A 25,277-nucleotide genomic window follows, 5' to 3' on the forward strand; every position below is an offset into this window, starting at 1 on the left:
TTTCCAGTTTAGCAGAGATAGAGGTAAGGGGATTTTCTCTAATTGAAAAGCCTACGCAGCAATCCAACCGTATCAAGTGTGCGCACAACGGTGCGCGCGGCCCGTGCGGGTGACACGGTGCGGGTGGTTGGGCGGGTTTGGGCACTGCTTCCTGAACCATCGCCACTTTGCGCGGTGGCTTGATCGCTATCATACGGGCCATCAGGCAAAGGGGTTGGTTCCGCCTCGGCCAGAATCGCGGGCTGTAAACTTGTTTGATTATTGGCCGTAGCGATTTGACCCGCAAACGCGCGCAACGTCTCAAGGCTTTGCGCCTCGGTGAGGTTACTGTCTTCGAGCGCAAGAACACTGAGCGTGGCGATGCGGTTGCCCACATCCATATAGACGCGCCAGTAATCCTCTTTCACACCCCGAATGCTGCTGGCCGAACTGTCGCGCGCATTCAAGAAAAACACATCTCCTTGATGAAACATATCCAGAATTTCAACCGAATTTGGATCTTGGTCACGGCTTAACAAGCCACGCCCTTGCTCGGAGGTGAAAAATGCAGCCATTGCAGGGATATTGCTGCGCAAACTGCCCTCTGGCCCTGCCTCGGAAATGGCGGCCGTCAGGATTGAGGGATGTTCTGGCTGTGGCAGGCGCGGTGAATTTCCAATAGCAGCGCAATTTCCCAAAAGCACAAAGGCGCTTATGCCGCGATCTTGGGTCGCCGCCGGATCTATGCAAAACCCATCAGGCCCAGTGACCACCAAGCGGTCACTGGTTACAGCAATTTCTGTATCCACATCTGGAGGGGGCCCAGCATAAGGCGCCCCACCGCCCGAGCAGCCGAAAAGAAAAAGGCCCGCACCCAAGAGGGTGCAGGCCTGAACGGATTTAGATGTCCATATAGACATGCTTCTCCTCTTTGCCGCCTGGATGCGTGACCGCCCCATAGCGCGCTGAACCCACCTGCTGCGCATATTTCCAAAGCGCACCTGTGGCGTAGATTGTTGGCTTTGCGCCTTGCCAATCGGTGCGGCGGGCTTCCAATTCGGCGTCAGACAGATCAACGCTGATCTCCCCATTGATCGCGTCAATCGTGATCATATCCCCGTTTTTCAAGAGACCGATTGGCCCACCATGGGCGGCCTCTGGCCCAACGTGACCGACACAGAAACCACGGGTCGCACCCGAGAAGCGGCCATCAGTGATCAGCGCCACTTTCTTACCCATGCCCTGACCAGACAGGGCCGCCGTGGTTGCCAACATCTCACGCATACCTGGCCCGCCAGATGGGCCTTCATTGCGGATAACAATGACTTCGCCTTCTTTGTAATCGCGGGTTTGAACAGCCGCGAAAGCGTCTTCTTCTGATTCAAACACGCGGGCAGGGCCTGTGAATACAAGCTGCTCTTTTGCCATACCCGCAACCTTGACGATGGCGCCATCTGGGGCAAGGTTCCCTTTCAGGCCGACCACGCCGCCTGTTGGCGACAGGGGTTTCTCGATGGGATAGATCACGCGACCATCTGCTTCGCGGGTGATGATGTCGATCTCTTCACCAATGCTGCGGCCTGTTACGGTCAAGCAATCCTCATGGATCAGACCTGCTTTCCACAATTCTTTGAGAACGACAGGAACGCCGCCCGCCTCATACATATCTTTGGCCACATATTGGCCACCGGGTTTGAGGTCGACAAAGTAGGGGGTGTCTTTGAAAATCTCGCAGACATCAAACAGGTCGAAATCAATACCCGCCTCATGGGCGATGGCAGGCAAATGAAGGCCTGCATTGGTCGAGCCACCTGTGCAAGCCACAACGCGCGCCGCGTTCTCAAGACTTTTGCGGGTCACGATATCGCGGGCGCGGATGTTCTTTTCGATAAGCTTCATCACAGCTTCGCCCGAAGCCACGCCATATTGGTCGCGGGACTCGTAAGGCGCAGGCGCACCTGCTGAATTGGGCAGGGCCAAACCGATGGCCTCAGATACACAGGCCATGGTGTTTGCCGTAAACTGACCGCCACAGGCACCTGCCGAAGGACAGGCCACACGTTCCAAAATAGCGAGCTGTTCGTCAGAGTAATTGCCCGCCTGATGTTGACCCACCGCCTCAAAAACGTCTTGCACGGTCACATCTTTGCCGTCCAACCGACCCGGCAGGATGGACCCGCCATAGATAAACACCGATGGCACATTGAGGCGCACCATGGCCATCATCATACCAGGCAGGGATTTATCACAGCCCGCCAAACCCACCAGCGCGTCATAGCAATGCCCGCGCATGGTCAATTCGACAGTATCCGCAATCGCTTCACGCGATGCCAAAGAGGAACGCATCCCCTCATGCCCCATCGCGATCCCATCGGTCACAGTGATGGTGGTAAATTCGCGCGGCGTGCCATTGGCGTGCTTTACACCCAATTTCACCGCCTGCGCCTGACGGCTGAGCGCAATGTTACAAGGCGCTGCTTCGTTCCAGCAGGTGGCGACACCCACAAAAGGCTGCGCGATTTCGTCCTCGGTCAAGCCCATCGCATAGTAATACGAGCGATGCGGTGCGCGCGCAGGCCCTTGCGTCACGTGACGGCTTGGCAGCTTGGACTTATTGAATTTGCTCTGCGACATGGCAGCCTCCCTTGGGGTCGATAGAAATGTTACACTCGGCATAAACTTTGGGCCCCTGCGGCACAAGCGCGATTGGAAAAAGACCCATGAAACCTAAGTTTCAGACTATAGAAGGGCCATTTATGGGTTCAAGCGGAATGGGGATTTAAAGCGCTGATGCTTCGGGGATTTTTTGCACCACAAAATCAGCCCAACTTGATGGTCGAAGCCGCGCGGGCGCAACCTGCTTTGTGGCGGGTGATTGTGGGCATGGTCATCTGCCTTTTGACCTATGTCTTGGGGCTGTTAGCCTATTTCTATGCAATGTCGCATGTGATCGGCACAAAATTCGAAGCCGTATGGACGGCTGATCCGCAAACATCTGGCCCGAGCCTGACGCTGATCCTTCTGGGCAGTTTCGTGACCATGCTGGTCGGCCCGTTTTTTGTGGCATGGCTGCTGCATGATCGTAGCCCATTGTCACTATTTGGCCCATTGCGCCAAATGCACCGACAGGTCTGGATTGCGGTGGCGGTGTTTTCTGCCCTCGCGACACTCAGCGCGCTGATCCCGACCGATTTTGCCCTTGTGAAAAGTCTGGGCCTCAAACAATGGTTGCTTGTGCTGCCTCTCGCCCTTGGGCTGATTGCCATCCAGACAGGGGCTGAAGAACTTCTGTTTCGCGGCTATCTTCAAAGCCAACTGGCCGCGCGGTTCAAATCCCCAATCATCTGGGCGGTTTTGCCGTCCGTTCTGTTTGGTCTTGCCCATTTTGCACCAGAAGTACATGGCAGCGCGGCGTGGTATCTTGTGTTGGCCACAGGCGTTTTCGGGCTTTGCGCCGCTGATTTGACCCATCGCTTTGGCACAATCGGGCCAGCGTGGGGATTTCACTTTGCGAATAATGTGATGGCAATGTTGGCTGTTTCGCTGCCCGGTGCTTTGGGGGGGCTTGCCCTTTATCATTTACCGATTGCAGCCAATGATGCCGAGGCCATGGTTCCCCTCATCTTGCGCGACATTGCTGTTACAATTGTGATTTGGCTGGGCATCCGTTTTGCCCTGATAAGGCGCGAAAATGCCCATCGCTGATTGCAATCTGCCGCGCCATTGCCTATTGCGAGTGTAAGGATCGGCCAATGGAAAAGACCCAATGAACTGGATCACCAACTACGTCCGCCCAAGGATCAATTCGATGTTCTCGAAGCGCGATATGCCCGAGAACCTTTGGACGAAATGCGATGAATGCGGAACCATGCTGTTCCATCGTGAATTGAGCGACAATCTGAATGTCTGCACAAATTGCGATCATCACATGGTCATCACCCCGCGAGAGCGGTTCAATGCCTTGTTCGATGGTGGTATTTTCACCGAGGTCGAAGTGCCAAAGCCAATTGCAGACCCGCTGCAATTCCGCGACCAAAAGCGCTATCCCGACCGCATGAAGGCGGCACAGAAATCCACGGGCGAAACCGATGCGATGCTTGTGGCCGAGGGTGAAATGGGGCGCACGCCCATCGTGGCCTGTGCGCAAGATTTCAGCTTCATGGGCGGCTCGATGGGGATGTATGTTGGCAATGCCATCATTGCTGCTGCCGAGCGCGCGGTTAAATTAAAGCGCCCTCTGATCCTGTTCTCCGCCGCAGGTGGCGCGCGGATGCAAGAGGGTATCCTCAGCCTGATGCAAATGCCCCGCACCACAGTTGCAGTAAATATGCTCAAAGAGGCGAACCTGCCTTATATCGTGGTTCTGACCCATCCAACCACTGGGGGCGTAACCGCCTCTTATGCGATGCTTGGCGATGTGCAGATTGCCGAACCAAATGCGCTGATCTGCTTTGCTGGGCCACGAGTGATTGAGCAAACCATTCGTGAAAAATTGCCCGAAGGGTTCCAACGCGCCGAATATCTGTTGGATCACGGGATGCTTGACCGCGTGACCCATCGCACCGCGTTGCGCGATGAGTTGATCTCGATCCTTCGGATGCTGATGGGCATGGAACCCCCAGTCAAAGGGGATCTGCCCGCCCCAACTGAGGCTGCGCCAAACGAGGCGGAGGCAAAATAAAAGTGAGCACCCCCCGCTCGGATCTCTTGTTGGAGCGCATGATGGCGCTTCACCCAAAGATCATTGACCTGACGCTCGATAGAATGTGGCGGATCTTGGCCGCCCTTGGTGATCCGCAACAGGCGTTGCCGCCTGTCATTCATATCGCGGGCACCAATGGCAAAGGGTCGACCCTCGCCTATATTCGCGCGGGGCTTGAGGCGGCAGGGAAAAGCGCACATGCCTATACATCACCGCATTTGGCACGGTTTCATGAACGCATTCGGTTGGCGGGAACGCTGATTGACGAAAACCACCTATCTGACATTCTTGATGAATGTTTGGCGGCCAATGGCCCAGATGCGATTACCTATTTCGAAATCACCACCGCCGCCGCGCTTTTGGCATTTGCCAGAAATCCTGCTGATTACACGCTGTTAGAGGTGGGTTTGGGCGGACGTTTAGATGCAACCAATGTCATCGACAGCCCCGCATTAAGCGTGATCACCCCCGTTGATCTCGACCATCAACAATATCTTGGCGATACAATCGAGGACATCGCGGGCGAAAAGGCAGGCATTATCAAGCGCGGGCGCCCCGTAATTGTTGCCCCGCAGCAAGAGGCCGCACTGGAGGTGATCGAGGCACGCGCCGCGCGGCTTGGCGCGCCCATCTATGCCTATGGCCAACACTGGCATGTTACGACCGAAGCGGGGCGATTGATTTTCCAAGATGAAACAGGCCTTTTAGACTTGCCGCTGCCCGCCCTTGCGGGCCCGCATCAAATCCAAAATGCAGGCACGGCCCTTGCCGCAATGCGGGCATTGGGTTTGGACGAGGCGGCCTGCGAGGGTGCCATGCGCAACGTCACTTGGCCCGCGCGCATGCAGCGCCTGCGCCAAGGGCCGCTGTTTGACACTGCACCCGATGCTGAACTTTGGCTTGATGGGGGGCACAACCCCCATGCCGCGCTTGCCATTGCGGCCACGCTCAAAGGCTTGCCCCAACGCGAGACGCATTTGATTTGCGGCATGCTGAACACAAAAGATGTGACAGGCTTCATGGCCCCGCTTGCGCCCTTCGCCTCATCGCTGCACGCTGTCTCAATCCACGGCCAAGCCGCAACACTGAGTGCCGAGGACACAAAGGCAGCCGCAACCCGTGCAGGTATAGCGGCCCAAACCGCACCAGATGTGATCAGCGCCTTGCGCGACATCTGCGCCACAACCCCGAATGCGCGGGTTTTGATCTGTGGTTCCCTTTACTTGGCGGGCGAAATTCTAAAAGAAAACGGCTAGGCTACTAGACAGCGCCTGCACTCTGGCCTAGCCCTATTTCATGCTCGCGATATTCCTCAAAACACTTCCATTTTTTGCGCTGATCGGTGTGGGTTTCCTCGCCGCGTATCGTGGGTTTTTCACGCAAAGCGCGACCGCCTATCTGACAAAATTCGTGTTTTACTTCGCGCTATCGGCCATGTTGTTTCGCTTTGCCTCGACCTTATCGCTTGGCGATATTTTTGATTGGAATTTCATCGGGGCCTATCTGTTTGGATGTTTCGCGATTTATGCGCTTGCGACTGTCGTTGCCTTGATCCGAAAGCGGCCCACTTCGGAAGCTGCGATTGAAGCGCAATGTGCCGTGATCGGGAATACAGGGTTCTTGGGCGTGCCGATGTTGGTGGTTTTGATGGGGCCTGCGGCGGCGGGGCCTGTCTTGATGATCTTGGCCACTGATTTGATCGTTTTCTCAAGCTTGATCGTGATCATTATCACGGCAAGCCGCGATGGCCGCATGAGCCTGACAATTTTCCGCTCAATCGCGATTGGGTTGGTAAAAAATCCGATGATTGTGTCGATGGTCGCGGGGCTATCCGTCTCTGCCGCGGGGCTAAGCCTTCCTGCACCTGTGGATGAATTTATGACGCTTTTGGGCGCGGCGGCGACCCCATGTGCGCTCTTCGCAATTGGGGCGTCATTGGCAGGCAAATCAACCGAGCGGGCTTCGGTCGCGCTTTGGCTGTCATTCGCCAAGCTGATCTTACACCCTGCCGCTGTCGCCATTGGTGCGCTTATAATTTTCGAGGTTGATCCCTATGCGGCTGCGGTGATGATCGCGGCCTCCTCGCTGCCTGTGGCAGGAAATATCTACATGCTGGCGCAGCATTACAACGTGGCCCCGCAACGGGTGTCTGCCTCGATTCTGATGTCGACCACCATTTCCATCCTCACTGTGTCACTTGTGATCGGATGGCTGTCTCAAATGGCGGGCCTAAGCCTGCCTTGATCGCGAAAGGTTTGATCATGTCCAAGATTGAAGCGGTGATTTTTGACATCGGCAATGTGCTGATCGAATGGCAGCCCGAGCGGTTCTACGACCGCACCATCGGGGAAGCGCGCCGCCGCGAGATGTTTGCCACTGTGGATTTGCACGGCATGAATGACCGCGTGGATTTAGGTGAAGGGTTCCGCGATATCATTTATGAAATGGCAGAAGCCTATCCTGAGTTTCGCGCGGAAATTCGGATGTGGCATGATCACTGGTTGGAATTGGCAAACCCTGTGATTGATCATTCCGTGATGCTCTTGCGCCGCCTGCGTTCCAAGAATGTGACCGTCTTCGCATTGACCAATTTCGGGATCGAAAGCTTTGCCTATGCGCAAGAGCATTTCGATTTTCTGAACGAATTCGACCACGCCTATGTCTCTGGCCTTATGGGGGTGATCAAACCCAACCCAACCATTTATCAAATGGTCGAGGATCATTGCAAAATCGCACCAGAGGCGCTTTTGTTTGCAGATGACCGCCCTGACAACATCACCGCGGCCAAGGCGCGCGGATGGAATGCGCATCTGTTTACAGCGCCGCACGGATGGGCCGAAGTCTTGGTCGACCATGGCCTTCTCACCAAGGATGAAGCAGGACTATGACACAAAGCCCCTTCCAAATCATCGGGCCTGACGCCGAAGCCAAGCTTGATTGGCTCAAACTTGGCGTGGCGTTGGAAGCGGGGCATATGCTACCGCGTGCGGAAATTTCGGATAGTTTTCTCTATCGCGGCAAGGACACGTTGCTCAATCGTGCCGCATGGATTGACGGGCTTGGCCTCTTGGTGAAATCAGCCACAATCTTTCCTGAGAACGCCGCGCAAAATTTGCCGGCTGTGAATGGCGGTGCGGCGCTTTACAACGATAAGAATGGCCTTCTTGAGGCTTTGGTCGATTTCCATCTTTTGACCAAATATAAGACCGCAGGCGATAGCCTGTTTGCCGCGATGAAACTGGCGCGACCTGGGATTGAAACCATTTTGATCGTTGGCGCAGGCACAGTTGGCCGCTCTCTGCGCGCGGCATATGGCGCGGGGTTTCCTGAAGCGCGTTTCCTGATCTGGAACCGCAATACATCGCGGGCCGAGGCCCTTGCCCGCGATTTCTCCAATACGGATGTCGCCGAAAGCCTAGCGGATGCCGTGCAGCAGGCCGATATTGTCACCTGTGCAACCATGGTGACAGAGCCCATCTTGCGGGGTGAATGGCTCAAGGCGGGACAGCATATTGACCTCATCGGGGCCTATCGCCCCGACATGCGCGAGGCGGATGATGCTGCGCTCAAAAAGGCGCGTATCTTTGTCGACAGCCGTGCCACCACGATTGAGCATATTGGCGAATTGAAACGCCCCATCGCGGCGGGGGTCATCACAGCAGATGATGTTGTGGCCGATTATTACGACATCGCCTCTGGCACCTTTGCGCGGGGCAATGACGCAGAAATAACGCTGTTCAAAAACGGCGGCGGCGCACATCTTGACCTGATGACCGCCGCCTATATCCGTGACGCGGTGAAGGGTTAGGCGGCCAGCGCCCGCTCGCGCAGGGGGCTTTCTTTCACGGGCAAATGGACAATGGCCGAAAGCAGCCCCACGCCAACACCCACCCACCAAACCGTGGTATAGGTGCCATGCAGGTCATACATCCAACCGCCAAGCCAAACCCCGATGAAGCTGCCCAATTGATGGCTAAAGAACACGATACCATAAAGCGTGCCCATATAGCGCAGCCCATAAATATACCCCACAAGTCCTGAGGTGAGCGGCACTGTGGCCAACCACAACGCGCCCATCGTGACCGAAAACACAATCACGGTCAGTGGCGTGATCGGCATTAAAATGAACGCTGCCGCAATAATGGTGCGGCCAAAATAGATTCCCGCAAGCAGGTATTTCTTAGAATAGCGTTTGCCCAAATAGCCCGCCAAAATCGTGCCACCAATATTGGCCAAGCCAATGAGCGAGATCGACACCGCCCCAAGCGCAGATGTGGTCGTGATGCCCAAAGAATGTAGGAAAGATCCAGGCTCGATCGGGCCGCAAAGTTCGGTCACAAAGGCGGGAAAATGCGCGGTGACAAAGGCAAGCTGATACCCACAGGAAAAGAAGCCGATAAAAATCAGACTGAAAGAGGGATCGCGAAATGCTTTGCCCAAAATCGCGCTCATGCTTTCTTCAAGTTCTGCCTTGGATCGGGGAGCAGGCGCGCGCAGCATGGGGAGAAACAAAAGCGCAGCCAAAATTGCCGCTGCAAAGATCAAAAAGACGCTTTGCCATGGCATCACCGCCAACAGCGCCTCAGCCACAGGCGCGCCAAAGACCTGACCCGCAGAGCCCGCTGCAGTCGCAATCCCAAGCGCGAGTGAGCGATGCTCATCCGATGCGGCGCGGCCCACAATCGCCAAGATCACGCCGAAGCCCGTGCCCGCAACGCCAAAGCCCACAAGAATTTCCAAAAGCTGATGCGCGCCGGGCGTAATTGCATAAGCCGAAAACACCAAACCCGCCGCATACATCAAAGCGCCAATGATAATGGCTTTGCGATCCCCGAATTTCTCAGCAATCGCGCCAAAAATCGGCTGCCCCACGCCCCAAGCTAGGCCTTGAATGGCAATGGCCAAGGAAAATTCGGCGCGCAGCCAACCAAATTCGTCCGCTATGGGAATTTGAAAAACCCCAAAACTTGCCCGAATGGCAAAGCTGATCATAATGATAAAACAGCCCCCGATGAGGACGGGGGTGAAAATCGAATTGCGCTGCATCTTCATTTGTCCTGTCAAAGGCCGCAGGCCTGTCGTGCTGCGACAGAGATTGCGCCGCAAGCCCAAGGGCGTCAATGCTGATTGCGCACGCAATCCCTCTGGCCAGAGGGGCCAGAGATGTCCTATGAGGCGCTTATGTCGCAACATTTAACCGCCATATACGACACCCGCGTCAGCGAAGGCTTACTGCGCGCAGACCCCGCCCAACGCGAGGTTTTGCACCGCTTTGAAGCGTTACGCGAAACGCTTGAGGCGCGGCCAAAATCAGGGCTTCTTGCGCGTTTCTTTCAGGAAAAACCGCAATCTGGCCAACATAGTCGCGGATTTTATGTCTGGGGCGGGGTTGGGCGCGGGAAATCTATGATTATGGATTTGTTCTTTGCGCACACGGCGATTAAAGGGAAACGCCGCGTCCATTTTCACGCCTTTATGCAAGAAATCCAATCAGCCCTGCACGAGGCGCGCAAAACAGGCACAGATGATGCGTTGAAACCCGTGGCTGAGGCGATTTCAAAAGACCTGCGCCTGCTGTGTTTTGATGAGATGCAAATCACCGATATCACCGATGCCATGATCGTAGGCCGCCTTTTTGAGGCATTGTTCAAGGCAGGGGTGAGCATCGTCACCACCTCCAATCGCCCCCCAAAAGATTTGTATAAAGACGGGTTGAACCGACAGCTGTTTGTTCCGTTCATCACGCTATTAGAGCAGGAATTAGAGGTGATTGAAATGCAATCACCCACCGATTACCGCCAAGACAGATTGTCAGGCGAAACCACCTATTTCACGCCCATCACCGCGGCCACGCGCCAAAGCCTTGATAAGATTTGGCACGATCTGACCCATGGGCAGGAAGAACCCCTCGATTTAGAGATCAAAGGCCGCCATGTCGTCATCCCGCATTATTGGGCGGGCATGGCCCGCGCCGATTTCTGGGAGCTGTGCGGCAAACCTTTAGGCGCGGGTGATTATCTGGCGCTCACTGGGGCGGTGAAATTGCTGATGTTGGAAAACGTCCCGCGTCTTGGCATCGACAATTTCAACGAGGCAAAACGCTTTGTCACCCTCATCGATGCGCTTTACGAGGCAGGTATCCGGGTGATCCTATCTGCCGATGATGTGCCAGAACATCTTTACGCCGAGGGCACGGGCAGTTTCGAATTTGAACGCACCGCCAGCCGCCTGCGCGAGATGCAATCGGCGGATTGGGGCCAATAGATTGCGGCAAGGCTTGCAAAAACTGAACTGATCGGTTTACAATCAGGTCAGGGAGTATGCGCCATGAACATGCAAGCACAGACACGCAAAGGTCGGAAATTCGATCAAGTCATTAATGGCGCGCGTAATATTTTCCTAAGCCAAGGGTTCGAAGGGGCAAGTGTCGATGTGATCGCGCGCCAAGCGGGCGTGTCCAAAGCCACGCTTTATTCGTATTTCCCCGACAAGCAAGCGTTGTTTATGGCGGTTCTGAACCAAGAATGCGACCTGCAACGCCGCGCGCAAATGGATATCGAATTTCTGCAGCGCGATGTGCGCGATGCCTTGCACCATTTGGCCTATTCGATGCTTGAATTCCTGATGTCAGACGAAGGTGTCTCGATCTTCCGCGTCTGCGTGGCTGAGGCCCAAAGGTTCCCCGAATTGGGGCGTGCTTTCTATGAAACAGGCCCTTCAACGGCCATGTCCCATGTCGCAGGCTATCTCAGCACGCCAAAGGTGGACAATATGCTTGATATAGATGACCCGATGAAGGCGGCGGATTTGTTCATGAAGCTGTGCCGTGGTGATCTGATGCTGCGCCGTCTTTTATGTGTCAGCAGCGAAGCCACCCATCAAGAAGTGTCCGAAGCCGCAGATGAGGTGGTGGCTACATTTATGGCACGGTATCGCAAGGCCTAATCTACAAGAGATTTGAACATCACAAGGGCGTCCACCAATCCTTTGCTTGGATGATCAAAGGCTTGTGGCAAACGTCCCACAATCCCGAAACCTGCCTTTTGCCATGTCGCAACCGCGCGCCTGTTTTCGGAGACGACAAAGTTATACTGCATCCCGCGATAACCTTCGGCGCGGGCAGTCTGCAGCGAATGCGCCAACATCACGCGCGCAATCCCGCGCCCCTGCGCTGCTGTGGCAGTGATATAGCCGCAATTGCAGATATGGGCGCCGCCGCCCGCCTGGTTGGGACGGATGTAATAGGTGCCAACGACCTCACCCCCCTGTTCCGCTATGAATACGGACTTTTCGGGGGCCGTCCAAAAGGCCAAGGCATCGGCCTCGGATATGTCTGGGTCGACTGTATATGTATCACCCGCCCGAAACACGGGCAGCAACAGGGAAACAAGCGCCGCATCATCTTGGGCCGTTTTTGGTCGAATTGTGATTTCGGTTTTCGCGTTCATGTTGTGCAAATGGCCACGCCGCGCCCCAAAGCGCAAGATGGCAGCTTGCTATAACCCCCGATTCTCTCTATATGACAGCTCAACAGGTGCTTGGGGGTCCAAACTCCACGCTCCACCCTAGATGCTTCCGCGGGCCCTGTGGCCCGTTTTTTTATGTCCATAGGTCTTATGTCCAACCTGATCGCAAAATCGAGCATTGATCGCCGCATGGCTGAGATCATTACCCCTGTCATCGAAGATATGGGGTTTGAACTGGTGCGCGTGCGCCTGATGGGCGGCGAGACAAAAACCCTGCAGGTGATGGCAGACCGCCCTGATGGCGGGATCAATGTGGATGATTGCGCCGATATCTCAACGGCGATTTCGGCAAGCCTTGATGTCGAAGACCCGATTGAGGGGGCCTATAACCTCGAAGTTTCTAGCCCCGGTATCGACCGCCCGCTGACGCGGTTGAAGGATTTCGATATCTGGCAGGGCTATGAAGCCAAACTTGAAACAAGCGAAATGATCGATGGCCGTAAACGCTTTAAGGGTGTTTTGGCGGGGATCGAAAACGATGAAGTGCTTATCAATGTTGAACAAGGTGGCGAGACAGTCACCCTTGGCCTCAATTTTGATTGGCTTTCAGATGCGAAGCTCGTTCTGACCGATGACCTGATCGCCGAGATGCTGCGCCAGCGCAAAGCCTCGGGGGTCATTGACGAAACCCAATTTGATGAAATCACGCAAGAGCCCGAAGAGGCGGAGGACTGAAAATCCATGGCTATTACATCAGCAAACCAACTTGAGCTGTTGCAAACAGCAGAGGCCGTTGCCCGCGAAAAGATGATCGACCCCGATCTGGTCATCGTGGCAATGGAAGAAAGCCTCGCCCGCGCCGCGAAATCGCGTTACGGCTCGGAACTGGATATCCGCGTTTCGATTGATCGCAAGACAGGCCGCGCGACATTTTCCCGCGTCCGCACTGTGGTTGAGGAAATCGAAAACCATTTCGTTGAAATGACACTGCGCGATGCGCGTGCCTATAAGGCGGATGCAGAAATCGGTGACGAGATCATTGACGAAGTGCCCCCTGTTGAAATGGGCCGTATCGCCGCGCAAAGCGCCAAGCAGGTGATCCTGCAAAAAGTGCGCGAAGCTGAGCGTGATCGCCAATATGAAGAATTCAAAGACCGCGCAGGCACAATCATTAATGGTATGGTAAAGCGCGAAGAATATGGCAATGTGATTGTCGATATTGGCCGTGGCGAAGCCGTTTTGCGCCGTAATGAAAAAATTGGGCGCGAAAGCTATCGCCCCAATGAGCGCATCCGCTGCTATATCAAAGATGTCCGCCGCGAAGCGCGCGGCCCTCAGGTTTTCCTCAGCCGCACCGCGCCCGAATTCATGGCGGAATTGTTTAAGATGGAAGTGCCTGAAATTTACGATGGCATCATCGATATCAAGGCCGTTGCCCGTGACCCAGGCTCTCGCGCGAAGATCGCGGTGATCTCCTATGATAACTCAATTGATCCCGTTGGTGCTTGTGTGGGTATGCGCGGCAGCCGCGTGCAGGCCGTGGTGAACGAGTTGCAGGGCGAAAAAATTGACATCATTCCATGGAATGAGGACGCCCCAACCTTCCTTGTGAACGCGCTGCAACCTGCCGAAGTGACCAAGGTGGTTTTGGACGAAGATGCAGGGAAAATCGAAGTTGTTGTTCCTGACGAACAGCTGTCTCTTGCCATCGGGCGCCGTGGTCAAAACGTGCGTTTGGCAAGCCAGTTGACAGGCCTTGATATCGACATCCTCACCGAAGAAGAAGAAAGCGCGCGCCGTCAGGCCGAATTCGCTGAACGCACCAAGCTGTTCATGGACACATTGGATTTGGACGAATTCTTTGCCCAACTTCTGGTATCCGAAGGCTTCACCTCTTTGGAAGAGGTTGCCTATGTCGAGCAAGAAGAATTGCTTGGCATTGATGGTGTCGATGAAGCAACCGCAGACGAGCTTCAGGCCCGTGCGCGTGACTATATCGAAGAGCAAAATCGCAAAGTCCTCGAAAGCGCCAAGGCGCTTGGTGTCGAGCAAAGCTTGATCGATTTCGAAGGGCTAACGCCACAGATGCTTGAGGCGCTTGGCCAAGATGGGGTCAAAACGCTGGAAGACTTCGCAACCTGTGCTGATTGGGAATTGGCAGGCGGTTGGACAACCGTAAACGGCGAGCGCGTCAAAGATGAAGGCGTGCTTGAGAAATTCGATGTCAGCCTCGAAGAAGCCCAGAATATGGTCATGTCCGCCCGTTTGGCCTTGGGTTGGGTGACCGAAGAAGACCTTGCATCTGATCAAGAAGACGCAGGCGAAGAAGAAGAGTAAGCCCGATTTCAGGAGCCAAAACCATGTCCCGTGGCGGTGCCACCAAAACCAAAGACACGTCCGAGCGGCGCTGTATCGCAACAGGCGACACAGCGCCAAAGGCGGGGCTGTTGCGTTTTGTGGTCAGCCCTGAGAATGTGGTGACGCCCGATATCCTAGAACGCCTACCAGGCCGAGGCATATGGTGCAGCGCTGATCGCGTGGCGGTGGAATTGGCGGTCAAGAAAAACCTCTTCTCCCGCTCAGCCAAAGCGCAGGTGACTGTGCCAGATGATTTGGTGGGCACGCTTGAAACCCTGCTTGCGCGGCGCATTGGCGATTTGATTGCCTTGGCGCGCAAATCTGGCGATGCCGTTGCAGGGTTCGAAAAGGTCAAAGATTGGCTTGCCACGCGCCCTGTGCGGGTGCTGCTGCAAGCTTCGGACGGGTCTGAACGAGGCAAGTCCAAGCTTTGGACGCCTGAGGGCGCGCGTTACTTCGATTGCCTGACCGCTTTTGAATTAGGTTTGGCATTTGGGCGAGAAACTGTGATACATGGCGCGCTGGCGACTGGCGGACTCGGCGATCGTGTTGTAGAGGAAGCAGCAAAGCTGCAAGGGCTGAGGCCCAAAACCAGCTTGAACAACGGCAAGACCGTTGGGAAGGACAAGAAAGACGCATGAGCGATCAAGACGGAAAAAAACCACTCGGACTATCTGGCGGCGCCCGCAGCGGACGCGTGAACCAGAGCTTTTCGCGTGGACGCACGAAAACGGTTGTTGTGGAGACCAAGCGCAAGCGCGTGATGGTTCCCAAATCGGGTGCAGGCGGCAAAGACGATGGCACGGGTGATATGGAGGGGGGCAACGCTTCCGCCAATCCAGAACTCGAACGCCGTATGAAGGCCGTAATGGCCGCCAAGGCCCGTGAGGCCGACGAAGAAGAACAGCGCCAGCGCGAAGAGCAAGAACGCGAAGAAGAGCGTCTACGCCGCCGCGCCGAGGCCGAAGCCCGCGAACGCGAGGAGCGTGAACGCGAAGAGGCCATCCGCGCCAAGGAAGAAGAAGAGCGCCGCCGCCTTGAGGAATCAAAGGCCGCAAAGTCCCGTAAAGCGGACAGTGCCCCTGTGGTGACATCCCCCGCAGATCTGCCTGATCCTGCGGTCGCGGCTGCCCGCGCGAAATCAGCCGCAGCGCCTGCGCGCCGCGATACGGATCGGGACGATAAGCGCGAGCGCGTCTCGAAGGGTGATCGCGCCAATGATGGCCGCCGTTCTGGCAAGCTGAGCGTCAATCAGGTTTTCTCTGATGGCGAAGGCGGGCGTCAGCGCAGCCTTGCTGCCATGAAACGCAAGCAGGAGCGTCAGCGCCAAAAGGCGATGGCGTCCCAAGGTGACCGCGAAAAAATCGTTCGCGATGTGCAAATTCCAGAAACCATCGTGGTTTCCGAATTGGCCAACCGCATGGCCGAGCGCGTGGCCGATGTGGTTAAATCGCTGATGCAAATGGGCATGATGGTCACGCAGAACCAATCCATCGATGCCGATACGGCGGAATTGATCGTCAGCGAATTCGGTCACCGCGTGCAGCGTGTATCTGACGCGGATGTGGAAGATGTGATCAAGGTCGAAGAGGACAGCCCAACCGAGCTGCAACCACGGCCACCCGTCATCACCATCATGGGCCATGTTGACCACGGCAAGACCTCGTTGCTTGACCGCATTCGCAAGGCAAATGTCGTCTCTGGCGAAGCAGGCGGGATCACGCAGCATATCGGGGCCTATCAGGTGCGCACCGAAAGCGGCGCGCTTTTGACCTTCCTTGATACGCCGGGTCACGCGGCCTTTACCTCCATGCGGGCGCGTGGGGCGAATGTCACGGATATCGTGGTGCTTGTGGTTGCCGCCGATGACGCGGTGATGCCGCAGACCATCGAAGCGATTAACCACGCCAAGGCGGCCAAAGTGCCGATGATCGTGGCGATTAACAAAATCGACAAACCCGCTGCCAATCCTGACAAAGTGCGCACCGATTTGCTTCAACATGAGGTGATCGTTGAGAAGATGTCAGGTGAGGTGCAGGATGTCGAAGTTTCCGCCGCCACTGGCCAAGGTTTGGATCAATTGCTTGAATCCATCGCACTTCAGGCCGAATTGCTTGACCTGAAGGCGAACCCTGACCGCGGAGCCGAAGGGGCCGTCATCGAGGCGCAGTTGGATGTGGGCCGTGGCCCTGTTGCGACTGTTCTGGTGCAACGCGGCACGCTGAAACAAGGCGATATCTTCGTTGTGGGCGAGCAATGGGGTAAAGTCCGCGCGCTGATCAACGATCAGGGCGAGCGCGTTAAAGAAGCGGGGCCATCCGTTCCTGTTGAGGTTCTGGGCCTGAACGGCGCACCCGAAGCGGGTGACGTTTTGAACGTGGTGCAAACCGAAGCACAAGCCCGCGAGATTGCGGATTACCGCATCCAAGTTGCCAAAGACAAACGCGCCGCAGCAGGTGCTGCAACAACCTTGGATCAGCTTTTGGCGAAGGCCAAGGCGGATGAAAACGTCAAAGAATTGCCCATCGTGGTCAAAGCTGACGTTCAAGGTTCGGCCGAAGCCATCGTTCAGGCGATGGAAAAAATCGGCAATGACGAAGTGCGCGTGCGCGTTCTGCATTACGGGGTGGGCGCGATCACAGAATCCGATATCGGCTTGGCCGAGGCTTCCGGTGCGCCTGTCATGGGCTTTAACGTCCGTGCTAATGCCCCTGCGCGCAATTCCGCCAACCAAAAGGGAGTGGAAATCCGCTATTACAGCGTGATCTATGACCTTGTGGATGATGTGAAGGCGGCAGCCTCAGGTCTGCTTGGTGCTGAAATTCGTGAAAACTTCATCGGCTATGCCCAGATCAAAGAGGTGTTCCGCGTCTCTGGTGTTGGCTCGGTTGCGGGCTGTCTGGTCACCGAAGGTGTCGCGCGCCGCTCGGCGGGTGTGCGCCTGTTGCGCGATGATGTCGTGATCCATGAAGGCACGCTGAAAACGCTGAAGCGCTTCAAAGACGAAGTCAAAGAAGTGCAATCGGGTCAGGAATGCGGCATGGCCTTTGAGAATTACGATGACATCCGCAAAGGCGATGTGATCGAGATTTTCGAACGCGAAGAAGTCGAGCGTAAGCTCAGCTAAGCTGTTCGGAACATGACAAAAAAGCGCGCCCCCCGAGGCGCGTTTTTTTATGCCGATCCTTTGGCAACCTCAGGGTTCAACCGCCAAACCTCAAAATTCAAAGCGCCTGCAATAGTGACCCAAAGCAGATAGGGCGCAATCAATACGCCCGCGACCGGATCAAGCGCCCAGAAACTCAGCATTGTGCCGCAAACCGCAACCCACAGCGCGCCGAGGATGACCATGCCCGCACGAATGCGGCGCAAACCAAAGAAAACGGGGCTCCATAGCGTGTTCAGCGCGATTTGCAGCGCCCAAAACCCCATCGCATGGCCATTCTCCGCCACCAATGCCACGCGCGCCGCTGCATAGGCGGAGGCGATATAAAGCACTGTCCAAGCAACGGGAAAGAGCCAATTCGGCGGCGTGAAAAATGGCTTTCGCAAATCCCGATACCAAGCGCCTGGGGGAAACATCGACCCCGTGACCGCAGCAGCAGCGCAGGCGGCAAAAAATAATATGAAAACAGACCAATCCATGATGGGTCAGTTAGCGCGTTATGGGTTCGGTTCCAGTATGCGCACGCGATCTTGCGCCTCTAATTGCGTCAGAACGGATATGACCTGATCACTCCATCCTGTGCGATCTGGTTGCCGCTTGGCGGCGGCATCGACCAAAAATCGGGTTTCTTCCAAAGGGGGGGCATAAAGCATCGGGCTGCGCGGCGCCAAAGTGATGATTGCGGCCTGAATCGCAGAATAGCTGAGCAACCCAAATTTTTGTCGCGCCGTTGTGAAAGCGCGTTGCGTGACACCATCATACCCGCGCCGCGCCACAGCACCGCCAATCGCATCATAGCAGTGCCGCGCCGCCAAAATCCCCGCACGGCTGATCAAGGGCAGTTGGGACACACCCGCCTCGGAGCGTTCATAAAGCCTGCGCGCCTCAGCCAAGAGCCTGCGATTGATCCGCCGAAGGGCCGGCGAAATACGCGGATCGGAGAGAAAGCGATCAAGGTTAACACCTTCTTCCTCAAGCCAATCTAGGGGCAAATAAACGCGCCCCGCGCGGGCATCTTCGCCCACATCGCGGGCGATATTTGTTAATTGCATGGCGACGCCCAAATCACAGGCGCGCGCCAATGCATCGCCCGAACGCACCCCCATCAATACGCACATCATCGCCCCGACAGCCGAGGCAACCCGTGCCGAGTAACCACGCAAATCTGACAGCGTGTCATAGCGCCGCTCGGTTGCATCCCATGCGAGGCCCTCAAGCAGGGCTTCGGGCAAGGCGCGTGGCATTTCGAAATCCTGCACCACCGCAGCAAAGGCACGATCAGCGGGACAGTCGACAGGCCGCCCACGATAGATACGATCCAACCGATTACTAAGATCAAGAACGGCATGTGCCTTGTTCTGACTGAAATCCACTGCATCATCGGAAATGCGACAGAAAGCATAAAGTGCCAGCGCAGGATCGCGCACAGTGCGCGGCAAGATGCGCGATGCAATATCGAAGGAATGTGACCCTTCGGCAATTGCCTCGCGGCAATAGGCAAGATCCTGATCGTCAATCATTCTGCGGCCATCTTTATCTCATGGCCAGATGAGACGGAGACCGCATCTGGCACCAGTTTTGCCAACACTTCAGCCGATGAAATGACCCCAGGCAAACCCGCCCCAGGATGCGTGCCTGCCCCAACGAGATAGAGACCCTCCGCCTCCTCCGACACGTTATGGGGACGAAAATAGGCGCTTTGCAGGATACGCGGCTCGATTGAGAAGCCAGACCCGTTGGGGGAAAGATAGCGACTTTCAAAATCTGCGGGGGTCAGCACCTCGGAGGCGGAAAGATGCGCGCCCAAATCAGGCAAAAGTTGATCTTCCACAACCTGCTGCACCTTTTGGCGATAGGCTTCGCCCATCTTGGCCCAATCCACAGGATCATCAAATCCCAGATGCGGCACAGGTGAAAGGGCGTAGAACGTATCATCCCCCTCTGGCGCGCAGCTTGGGTCAGTCACCGAGGGGCGATGAACATAAAGGCTCATATCTTCGCTAAGTTTGCCTTTGATAAAGATATCTTTGACCAACCCACGATACCGCGGGCCGTTGAGGATCGTATGATGACCCACATCCGCCCATTTGTTGCGCGTGCCGCGTGTTCCGAAATACCACACAAAAAGACCCATCGACCAACGCGCGCGGGTTAATTTTCCATCCGTCCAACGGCGGCGGGGGCGATTGCGCATCAAATGCTTGTAGGTATGGCCCGCATCCGCGTTTGAGACGACAATATCCGCCGCAACAGTCTCGCCCGTGGCAAGGCGCACACCAGTGGCGCGGTTATCGTGAAAGGTGATTTCATCCACAACGTGATGAAAGCGAAGCGCGCCGCCTTGATCCTGAACAACGCGGGCCATGGCCTTGGCAATCGCAGCGACACCGCCCATCGCATAATGGACACCGAATTCCTTTTCGAGATGGCTGACCAAGATATACATCGAGGTCACGTTAAACGGATCCCCCCCGATAAAGAGCGGATGGAAGCTAAACGCCATCCGCAGTCGTTCATCCTTAAACCGCTTTGCCGCATGCGCATAAACCGAGCGATCCGCGCGCAGCATGCCGAATTTTGGCAAAACCTTGATCAAATCCCACAGCTTGTGCATGGAACGGCGGCCAAGATCTTCGAACCCAAACCAATATCGCGCGGCGCTGTCTTGCAAGAACCGCTCATAGCCCTTGGCATCTTGCGGCGAGAGGCGCGCCACTTCGGCGCGCATCGCATCGGTGTTTTGGCTGGCGGTAAAATGTGACCCGTCTGGCCAACGGATTTCGTAAAATGGCTCAATCGGGCGCAGATCAACATCCTGATCGAAATCGCGCCCGCAGGCCGCCCATAATTCCCGAAACACTTGCGGCACTGTGACAATGGTCGGGCCGAGGTCAAAGCGATGCCCGTTCTGGTAGAGCGCAGAACCACGCCCCCCCGCCATATCCAATTTATCAATGACCGTGACGCGATAGCCCTTCGCCCCCAACCGCATAGCCGAGGCCAATCCACCCAACCCCGCACCAATCACAATCGCATGGGGGCGAGCATCACCCGCATTTGGGGCAAAGCCTGATTGAGGATCGCTATGCACTCGGTGGTCATCCATCATAGGCCCTATCGTAAACTGTCTAGTTTAATTTACAACACGAATTCACAGCTAAAGTTGATCACGAATAGAAGCGCCCAATTAAACAAAAGAAATCATTGAAATATATTGTTCTCTTTCCTTTATTGGCTAAATCTGTCACTATTAGTTGACAGATAAAAAGATCGACCATGCAATCTGTAACGCTAAGCTTATTTCGATTTGGAACCGTCTCCGCACGGATGTGGGCCTTTGCCCAAATGGCAACGGCACGATTCGCCTTGCGCCGTGAGGTAGGGATCGGCTTTTTCAAATTGCTTGGCTCAGGCACGGGTGAGGGATTTACGCCCATTCCGAATGTTTCGGTTTATGCCATTCTTGCCACTTGGCCCGACCATGTGACCGCACAATCTCAGATTGCAAAAAGTCCAACCTTCCGCCGCTATCGCGCACATGCAGTCGAAGATTGCACCCTGTATCTCACCCCCAGCACAGCGCGGGGGGAATGGGATGGGCAAGCGCCGTTTGTGACCGATGCTGAGCCAACAAACGGCCCGATTGCGGCGTTGACCCGCGCCACAGTAAAGCCCCTAAATGCGCTGCGCTTTTGGCGGCGCGTCCCCGATATTTCGCAGGTCATTGGCGATGATCCTAACGTTCTGTTCAAGATCGGCGTTGGCGAAGTGCCTCTCCTGCATCAGGTCACGTTTTCAATTTGGCCAGACACGCAAACCATGGCGCGTTTTGCACGGCATGACGGCCCGCATGCCCGCGCCATAAAAGCCGTGCGCGATGGCGCATGGTTCAAAGAAGAACTCTACGCCCGCTTTGCCCTAAATAATATAGAAGGCACGTGGGAGGGCGGCTGTCCCCTGCAATCCCGTATCCCGACCTATGAAAGGCCCATTATATGAGCCACGCTTTTCCTTTTTCTGCCATCGTAGGCCAAGATACGATGAAACAAGCCATGCTTTTGACCGCTATTGATGTGGGTATTGGCGGCGTTTTGGTTTTCGGGGATCGCGGCACGGGGAAATCAACCGCTGTGCGGGGCTTGGCCGCTTTGCTTCCTCCGATTGCGGCGATAAAGGGGTGCCCTGTGAATTCTGCCAGTGAGGCTGACATACCTGATTGGGCCAATGTTGCGGATCGCGAGGTGGTCGAAAAACCCACACCCGTGGTCGACCTGCCGCTTGGCGCCACAGAGGATCGTGTGGTCGGGGCCTTGGATATCGAAAAGGCGCTCGCGAAAGGTGAAAAGGCCTTTGAAGCAGGGCTTCTTGCACGGGCCAATCGCGGCTATCTCTATATTGACGAGGTCAACCTGCTCGAAGATCACTTGGTCGATCTTTTGTTGGATGTGGCGCAGTCTGGCGAAAATCTGGTCGAGCGAGAGGGCCTCTCAATCCGCCACCCTGCCCGATTTGTTTTGGTGGGTTCGGGCAACCCAGAAGAAGGTGAATTGCGGCCCCAACTTTTGGATCGTTTCGGCCTTTCAGTCGAAGTGAAAAGCCCAAAGGATATCGACACACGCATTGAGGTCATCAAGCGCCGCGATGCCTTTGATCAAGATCGTGCAAAATTTGTGAAATCATGGGCGAAATCGGATGAGGCTATCCGCAAATCCATCATTGCCGCGCGCAAACGCGTGTCAAAAATCCGCACAAGTGATGAGATCTTGAAGGATTGCGCCGCCCTGTGCCTTGAACTTGGGTCAGACGGGTTGCGCGGCGAATTAACCCTGTTGCGCGCCGCCCGCGCGCAAGCCGCGTTCGAGGGATCCTCCGAAATCACACGCGCGCATTTGCGGGCCGTTGCACCGATGGCGCTGTCACACCGCTTGCGCCGCGACCCGCTCGATGAGGCAGGCTCAACCACGCGCGTGATGCGCACAGTTGAGGCTGTGCTCCCATGACACCAGCACAGGACAGATGGGCCAGTTTCAATCTGGCCATCGCCCTGTTTGCGATTGATCCCGCACCCCTTGGGGGTATTTGGCTTCGGGCCCGCGTTGGCCCCGTTCGGGATCGGATTATTCAGGCTCTAAACAAGGCGTTAGAAACTGATTTTTTTCCGCGTATCCATCCAAATATCAGTGATGAGGCCCTGTTTGGCGGGTTAGACCTAAGCGCAACCTTGGCAACCGGCCGCCCTATTCAAACAGAGGGACTTCTCAACAAGGGCGGCACAGTAATCCTGACAATGGCCGAACGTGCCGAATCCGCGCTTTTGGCACGATTGGCGGGGGCGTTGGATGCTGAGACGGGCCTATCAATTATTGCCCTAGATGAAGCCGCCGAAGAAGGCGAAGGGTTGGGGCATAGCCTTAGTGATCGCCTTGCGCTGCATCTGCAGCTTGATGCCATTCCACAATCGGCGGCGCAGGAAATGGAATTTGACAGCGCAGCTTTGGCCGGGGCGCGTGCGCGCTTACCCCATGTGCGACATGCGCCTGACGATTATCGTGATCTCTGCTTGGTGGCTGAGGCGCTTGGCGTCACATCCTTGCGCGCCGTTCAGCACGCACTGCGCCTTGCCCGCCATTCGGCGGCCTTGATCGGGTCGGATCAGGTCGAACAGGCGGATTTGCAACTGGCTGTGGAATTGGCCCTTGCCCCACGCGCCACGCAAATCCCAGAACCAGCCCCGCCTGAACAAGCGCCCCCACCACAACCACAAGAACCAGAGGCGCAAGAAAACCCGTCCGACCCCGAAGATCCGCAAAAGGAGGGGGAGGATCTTCCTCCCTTTGAGGCGTTGATCGAGGCGGCAAAAGCCATGCTTCCGCCCGACCTCTTGGCACGATTGGCAGCACAGCGCGCCGCACGGCAAAGCAAGGGCAGCTCAGGAACGGGCAACCGCAAGAAGGGCAATCATCGTGGCCGCCCCGTTGCCTCGCGCAGTGGCGAATTGGGGGGCGGCGCGCGGATTGATTTAATGGCAACCTTGCGCTCCGCTGCCCCATGGCAAGGGCTGCGCGCCCAAACGACAGCGCCCAAGCCGCGCGGCCTCCATATCCGCAAAAGTGACATCCGCGTAAAGCAGTTTGAACAAAGCTCTGACAGGGTGATTATCTTTGTGGTGGATGCGTCTGGCTCTAGCGCGATGTCGCGCATGGCCGAGGCCAAGGGGGCGATTGAGTTGATGTTGGCAGAGGCCTATGCGCGGCGCGATCATGTGGCCTTGGTTGCGTTTCGCGGCGCAGGTGCAGATATTTTGCTGAACCCCACGCGATCCCTCGTGCAGACCAAACGCCGCTTAGAAGACTTACCAGGTGGGGGGGGCACACCGCTTGCCGCAGGGCTGAAATCGGCCCTTGATCTGGCGGTTCTCACAAGTGGAAAGGGAATGACACCGTCCATCGCGGTTCTGACGGATGGGCGCGCGAATGTCAGTCTTGATGGCAGCGCAAATCGCGCGCAGGCGGGCGAAGATGCAAACAGTATGGCAAAGGCCCTGCGCGGTCGCGGTGTTCGCGCGATTGTCATCGACACGGGGCAACGCCCAACGCGAGTGCTGGATGATCTGGCCAAGGTGATGGGCGCGGCCTATGTGCCGCTTCCGCGCGCAGATGCCAAATCCCTCAGCGCCGCTGTCGAGGCGGCACTGCCAAGCGCATGAGCGGGCTTGCGGATATTCCAAGCAACTGGCCATGGCGCGCCGATAGCCAAATCATCGCGTCACATCCGCATCGGTGGCATGTGCAGATTATGGGCACAGGCCCTGATCTGGTTTTGATCCATGGTGCAGGCGCATCTACGCATTCTTGGCGGGCCATGATGCCACTTTTGGCACAAACTCATCGCGTCATTGCCTTTGATCTACCAGGTCAGGGCTTTAGCCGTGCTGGCACCCGCAGTCGGTCATCCCTGTCCTTGATGGCGCAAGACGTTTTGCGGCTGCTGCAGGGCCAAGCCATCACGCCTGAGGTGATTATTGGCCATTCTGCGGGGGCCGCGATTGCCTTGCAACTGATGCTGCTTGCGCCTGATACTGCACAAGGGGTCGTGGCGATCAACGGGGCGCTTGAGAATTTCTCTGGTGCTGCGGGTTGGCTCTTTCCGATCATGGCAAAAATGATGGCGATGAACCCGCTTACGGGGCTTTTCTTAGGCTCGGGGATGAGTGACCGCAGGCTGATTGCCATTTTGCAAACAACAGGCTCAGAACCTGACGCCGAAACCTTGGGCCATTATCACAAATTGATGCGCAGGCGCGCGCATATCGAGGCAACTTTAGCAATGATGGCGCAGTGGGATTTAGAGGCGCTGCACCGCAGCCTTCCCCAGATCACTGCGCCAATCCTGTTCTTGCATGGCGCTAAGGATCAAGCAGTTGCACTAGAGGTCGCCAAGCGCGCCCAAGGGATGGTGCCGCAGGGCACCATGAAGGTGATTTCGGATGCAGGGCATCTTTTGCCTGAATCACATCCCGCCGAGGCGGTTGCTGCGATCACCGACTTCGTCCAATCGCTTCGCAAAAAATGAAAAAGGGCAGATCAATGTCTGCCCTTCTCAATGC

At 56.1% G+C, this 25,277-nt stretch carries 23 protein-coding genes; 16 read left to right on the forward strand and 7 right to left on the reverse strand.

The annotated features are described in order from the left end of the window. Positions 1-38: 38 nt before the first annotated feature. Together AAC636_RS00780 and ilvD are read right to left on the reverse strand one after the other, a co-directional pair. Positions 39-899 (reverse strand): hypothetical protein, encoded by an 861-nt coding sequence (locus tag AAC636_RS00780; RefSeq protein WP_340300024.1) that lies wholly within the window; start codon positions 897-899, stop codon positions 39-41. After that, complete coding sequence (gene ilvD / locus AAC636_RS00785; RefSeq protein WP_340300025.1) at positions 880-2,613, reverse strand: dihydroxy-acid dehydratase; 1,734 nt, start codon at positions 2,611-2,613, stop codon at positions 880-882. Before ilvD ends, AAC636_RS00780 begins: the two co-directional genes overlap by 20 nt. 156 nt (positions 2,614-2,769) lie before the next feature. Here ilvD and AAC636_RS00790 point away from each other — a divergent pair, with 156 nt between their 5' ends. From AAC636_RS00790 to AAC636_RS00815, 6 genes are all read left to right on the forward strand, one after another. After that, the gene (locus AAC636_RS00790; protein ID WP_340300026.1) at positions 2,770-3,684 is read left to right on the forward strand and encodes a CPBP family intramembrane glutamic endopeptidase; all 915 of its coding nucleotides are present in this window, start codon (positions 2,770-2,772) and stop codon (positions 3,682-3,684) included. A 61-nt stretch (positions 3,685-3,745) separates the two neighbouring features. After that, the gene (accD, locus tag AAC636_RS00795) at positions 3,746-4,660 is read left to right on the forward strand and encodes an acetyl-CoA carboxylase, carboxyltransferase subunit beta (RefSeq protein WP_340300027.1); all 915 of its coding nucleotides are present in this window, start codon (positions 3,746-3,748) and stop codon (positions 4,658-4,660) included. A 2-nt stretch (positions 4,661-4,662) separates the two neighbouring features. Next, complete coding sequence (locus tag AAC636_RS00800; RefSeq protein ID WP_340300028.1) at positions 4,663-5,937, forward strand: bifunctional folylpolyglutamate synthase/dihydrofolate synthase; 1,275 nt, start codon at positions 4,663-4,665, stop codon at positions 5,935-5,937. Positions 5,938-5,977: 40 nt separating this feature from the next. Continuing rightward, positions 5,978-6,925 carry an AEC family transporter gene (locus tag AAC636_RS00805; RefSeq protein WP_340300029.1) on the forward strand — a complete coding sequence of 316 codons (948 nt, stop codon included), beginning with the start codon at positions 5,978-5,980 and terminating at the stop codon, positions 6,923-6,925. A gap of 17 nt (positions 6,926-6,942) precedes the next feature. Next, positions 6,943-7,569, forward strand: a complete 627-nt coding sequence (locus AAC636_RS00810) for an HAD family hydrolase (protein WP_340300030.1) — start codon at positions 6,943-6,945, stop codon at positions 7,567-7,569. Next, the gene (locus AAC636_RS00815) at positions 7,566-8,489 is read left to right on the forward strand and encodes an ornithine cyclodeaminase family protein (RefSeq protein WP_340300031.1); all 924 of its coding nucleotides are present in this window, start codon (positions 7,566-7,568) and stop codon (positions 8,487-8,489) included. Before AAC636_RS00810 ends, AAC636_RS00815 begins: the two co-directional genes overlap by 4 nt. On the opposite strand, the gene AAC636_RS00820 is transcribed toward AAC636_RS00815, so the two are convergent. Further along, positions 8,486-9,733, reverse strand: coding sequence for an MFS transporter (locus AAC636_RS00820; RefSeq protein ID WP_445322549.1), 1,248 nt, complete (start codon positions 9,731-9,733; stop codon positions 8,486-8,488). The genes AAC636_RS00815 and AAC636_RS00820 overlap by 4 nt on opposite strands. 129 nt (positions 9,734-9,862) lie before the next feature. On the opposite strand from AAC636_RS00820, the gene zapE reads away from it, so the two are divergent. Both zapE and AAC636_RS00830 read left to right on the forward strand, forming a co-directional pair. Then, positions 9,863-10,945: a cell division protein ZapE gene (zapE, locus tag AAC636_RS00825; protein WP_340300032.1), complete on the forward strand. Its 1,083-nt coding sequence runs from the start codon at positions 9,863-9,865 to the stop codon at positions 10,943-10,945. Positions 10,946-11,008: 63 nt separating this feature from the next. Beyond that, positions 11,009-11,626, forward strand: coding sequence for a TetR/AcrR family transcriptional regulator (locus AAC636_RS00830; protein WP_340300033.1), 618 nt, complete (start codon positions 11,009-11,011; stop codon positions 11,624-11,626). On the opposite strand, the gene AAC636_RS00835 is transcribed toward AAC636_RS00830, so the two are convergent. After that, positions 11,623-12,129 carry a GNAT family N-acetyltransferase gene (locus AAC636_RS00835; protein ID WP_340300034.1) on the reverse strand — a complete coding sequence of 169 codons (507 nt, stop codon included), beginning with the start codon at positions 12,127-12,129 and terminating at the stop codon, positions 11,623-11,625. The genes AAC636_RS00830 and AAC636_RS00835 overlap by 4 nt on opposite strands. Positions 12,130-12,297: 168 nt before the next feature. Here AAC636_RS00835 and rimP point away from each other — a divergent pair, with 168 nt between their 5' ends. From rimP to infB, 4 genes are read left to right on the forward strand one after another with little or no spacing between them, the layout of a single operon-like run. Then, positions 12,298-12,882: a ribosome maturation factor RimP gene (gene rimP, locus AAC636_RS00840; protein WP_340243892.1), complete on the forward strand. Its 585-nt coding sequence runs from the start codon at positions 12,298-12,300 to the stop codon at positions 12,880-12,882. A 6-nt stretch (positions 12,883-12,888) separates the two neighbouring features. Further along, positions 12,889-14,484 (forward strand): transcription termination factor NusA, encoded by a 1,596-nt coding sequence (nusA, locus tag AAC636_RS00845; protein ID WP_340300035.1) that lies wholly within the window; start codon positions 12,889-12,891, stop codon positions 14,482-14,484. Positions 14,485-14,507: 23 nt separating this feature from the next. Further along, positions 14,508-15,146 (forward strand): RNA-binding protein, encoded by a 639-nt coding sequence (locus AAC636_RS00850; protein WP_340300036.1) that lies wholly within the window; start codon positions 14,508-14,510, stop codon positions 15,144-15,146. After that, on the forward strand, positions 15,143-17,632 hold the full coding sequence (gene infB / locus AAC636_RS00855) for a translation initiation factor IF-2 (RefSeq protein ID WP_340300037.1): 2,490 nt from the start codon (positions 15,143-15,145) through the stop codon (positions 17,630-17,632). Before AAC636_RS00850 ends, infB begins: the two co-directional genes overlap by 4 nt. A gap of 47 nt (positions 17,633-17,679) precedes the next feature. Here infB and tspO read toward each other — a convergent pair whose 3' ends face one another. From tspO to AAC636_RS00870, 3 genes are read right to left on the reverse strand one after another with little or no spacing between them, the layout of a single operon-like run. Beyond that, on the reverse strand, positions 17,680-18,150 hold the full coding sequence (gene tspO / locus AAC636_RS00860; protein WP_340300038.1) for a tryptophan-rich sensory protein TspO: 471 nt from the start codon (positions 18,148-18,150) through the stop codon (positions 17,680-17,682). A gap of 18 nt (positions 18,151-18,168) precedes the next feature. Next, positions 18,169-19,191: a 15-cis-phytoene synthase gene (gene crtB, locus AAC636_RS00865; protein WP_340300039.1), complete on the reverse strand. Its 1,023-nt coding sequence runs from the start codon at positions 19,189-19,191 to the stop codon at positions 18,169-18,171. Then, positions 19,188-20,777 carry a phytoene desaturase gene (locus AAC636_RS00870; RefSeq protein WP_340300040.1) on the reverse strand — a complete coding sequence of 530 codons (1,590 nt, stop codon included), beginning with the start codon at positions 20,775-20,777 and terminating at the stop codon, positions 19,188-19,190. Before AAC636_RS00870 ends, crtB begins: the two co-directional genes overlap by 4 nt. Before the next feature lie 170 nt (positions 20,778-20,947). Between AAC636_RS00870 and crtA the strand changes: the two genes are divergently transcribed. From crtA to bchO, 4 genes are read left to right on the forward strand one after another with little or no spacing between them, the layout of a single operon-like run. Beyond that, positions 20,948-21,670, forward strand: a complete 723-nt coding sequence (crtA, locus tag AAC636_RS00875) for a spheroidene monooxygenase (protein ID WP_340300041.1) — start codon at positions 20,948-20,950, stop codon at positions 21,668-21,670. Beyond that, positions 21,667-22,671 (forward strand): magnesium chelatase ATPase subunit I, encoded by a 1,005-nt coding sequence (gene bchI / locus AAC636_RS00880; protein ID WP_340300042.1) that lies wholly within the window; start codon positions 21,667-21,669, stop codon positions 22,669-22,671. The genes crtA and bchI overlap by 4 nt, the downstream gene beginning before the upstream one ends. Further along, positions 22,668-24,377 (forward strand): magnesium chelatase subunit D, encoded by a 1,710-nt coding sequence (locus tag AAC636_RS00885; protein WP_340300043.1) that lies wholly within the window; start codon positions 22,668-22,670, stop codon positions 24,375-24,377. The genes bchI and AAC636_RS00885 overlap by 4 nt, the downstream gene beginning before the upstream one ends. Continuing rightward, a complete protein-coding gene (bchO, locus tag AAC636_RS00890) occupies positions 24,374-25,243 on the forward strand; it encodes an alpha/beta fold hydrolase BchO (protein ID WP_340300044.1) in 870 nt (289 codons plus the stop codon). The genes AAC636_RS00885 and bchO overlap by 4 nt, the downstream gene beginning before the upstream one ends. The last annotated feature ends 34 nt before the right edge of the window (positions 25,244-25,277 follow it).

It is taken from the genome of Roseobacter sp. HKCCD5988 (assembly GCF_037830355.1).
Taxonomy (GTDB): domain Bacteria; phylum Pseudomonadota; class Alphaproteobacteria; order Rhodobacterales; family Rhodobacteraceae; genus M30B80.

Excerpts from the sequence above, each read along its gene's own strand:
- AAC636_RS00790 (WP_340300026.1), top strand. The coding sequence starts at position 2,770 with ATGCTTCGGGGATTTTTTGCACCACAAAATCAGCCCAACTTGATGGTC.
- AAC636_RS00805 (WP_340300029.1), top strand. The coding sequence starts at position 5,978 with ATGCTCGCGATATTCCTCAAAACACTTCCATTTTTTGCGCTGATCGGT.
- AAC636_RS00820 (WP_445322549.1), bottom strand. The coding sequence starts at position 9,733 with ATGAAGATGCAGCGCAATTCGATTTTCACCCCCGTCCTCATCGGGGGC.
- AAC636_RS00780 (WP_340300024.1), bottom strand. The coding sequence starts at position 899 with ATGTCTATATGGACATCTAAATCCGTTCAGGCCTGCACCCTCTTGGGT.
- bchO (WP_340300044.1), top strand. The coding sequence starts at position 24,374 with ATGAGCGGGCTTGCGGATATTCCAAGCAACTGGCCATGGCGCGCCGAT.
- AAC636_RS00870 (WP_340300040.1), bottom strand. The coding sequence starts at position 20,777 with ATGGATGACCACCGAGTGCATAGCGATCCTCAATCAGGCTTTGCCCCA.
- ilvD (WP_340300025.1), bottom strand. The coding sequence starts at position 2,613 with ATGTCGCAGAGCAAATTCAATAAGTCCAAGCTGCCAAGCCGTCACGTG.
- crtB (WP_340300039.1), bottom strand. The coding sequence starts at position 19,191 with ATGATTGACGATCAGGATCTTGCCTATTGCCGCGAGGCAATTGCCGAA.
- AAC636_RS00810 (WP_340300030.1), top strand. The coding sequence starts at position 6,943 with ATGTCCAAGATTGAAGCGGTGATTTTTGACATCGGCAATGTGCTGATC.
- AAC636_RS00815 (WP_340300031.1), top strand. The coding sequence starts at position 7,566 with ATGACACAAAGCCCCTTCCAAATCATCGGGCCTGACGCCGAAGCCAAG.
- AAC636_RS00835 (WP_340300034.1), bottom strand. The coding sequence starts at position 12,129 with ATGAACGCGAAAACCGAAATCACAATTCGACCAAAAACGGCCCAAGAT.
- bchI (WP_340300042.1), top strand. The coding sequence starts at position 21,667 with ATGAGCCACGCTTTTCCTTTTTCTGCCATCGTAGGCCAAGATACGATG.
- accD (WP_340300027.1), top strand. The coding sequence starts at position 3,746 with ATGAACTGGATCACCAACTACGTCCGCCCAAGGATCAATTCGATGTTC.
- nusA (WP_340300035.1), top strand. The coding sequence starts at position 12,889 with ATGGCTATTACATCAGCAAACCAACTTGAGCTGTTGCAAACAGCAGAG.
- rimP (WP_340243892.1), top strand. The coding sequence starts at position 12,298 with ATGTCCAACCTGATCGCAAAATCGAGCATTGATCGCCGCATGGCTGAG.
- crtA (WP_340300041.1), top strand. The coding sequence starts at position 20,948 with ATGCAATCTGTAACGCTAAGCTTATTTCGATTTGGAACCGTCTCCGCA.
- infB (WP_340300037.1), top strand. The coding sequence starts at position 15,143 with ATGAGCGATCAAGACGGAAAAAAACCACTCGGACTATCTGGCGGCGCC.
- AAC636_RS00885 (WP_340300043.1), top strand. The coding sequence starts at position 22,668 with ATGACACCAGCACAGGACAGATGGGCCAGTTTCAATCTGGCCATCGCC.
- zapE (WP_340300032.1), top strand. The coding sequence starts at position 9,863 with ATGTCGCAACATTTAACCGCCATATACGACACCCGCGTCAGCGAAGGC.
- tspO (WP_340300038.1), bottom strand. The coding sequence starts at position 18,150 with ATGGATTGGTCTGTTTTCATATTATTTTTTGCCGCCTGCGCTGCTGCT.
- AAC636_RS00830 (WP_340300033.1), top strand. The coding sequence starts at position 11,009 with ATGAACATGCAAGCACAGACACGCAAAGGTCGGAAATTCGATCAAGTC.
- AAC636_RS00850 (WP_340300036.1), top strand. The coding sequence starts at position 14,508 with ATGTCCCGTGGCGGTGCCACCAAAACCAAAGACACGTCCGAGCGGCGC.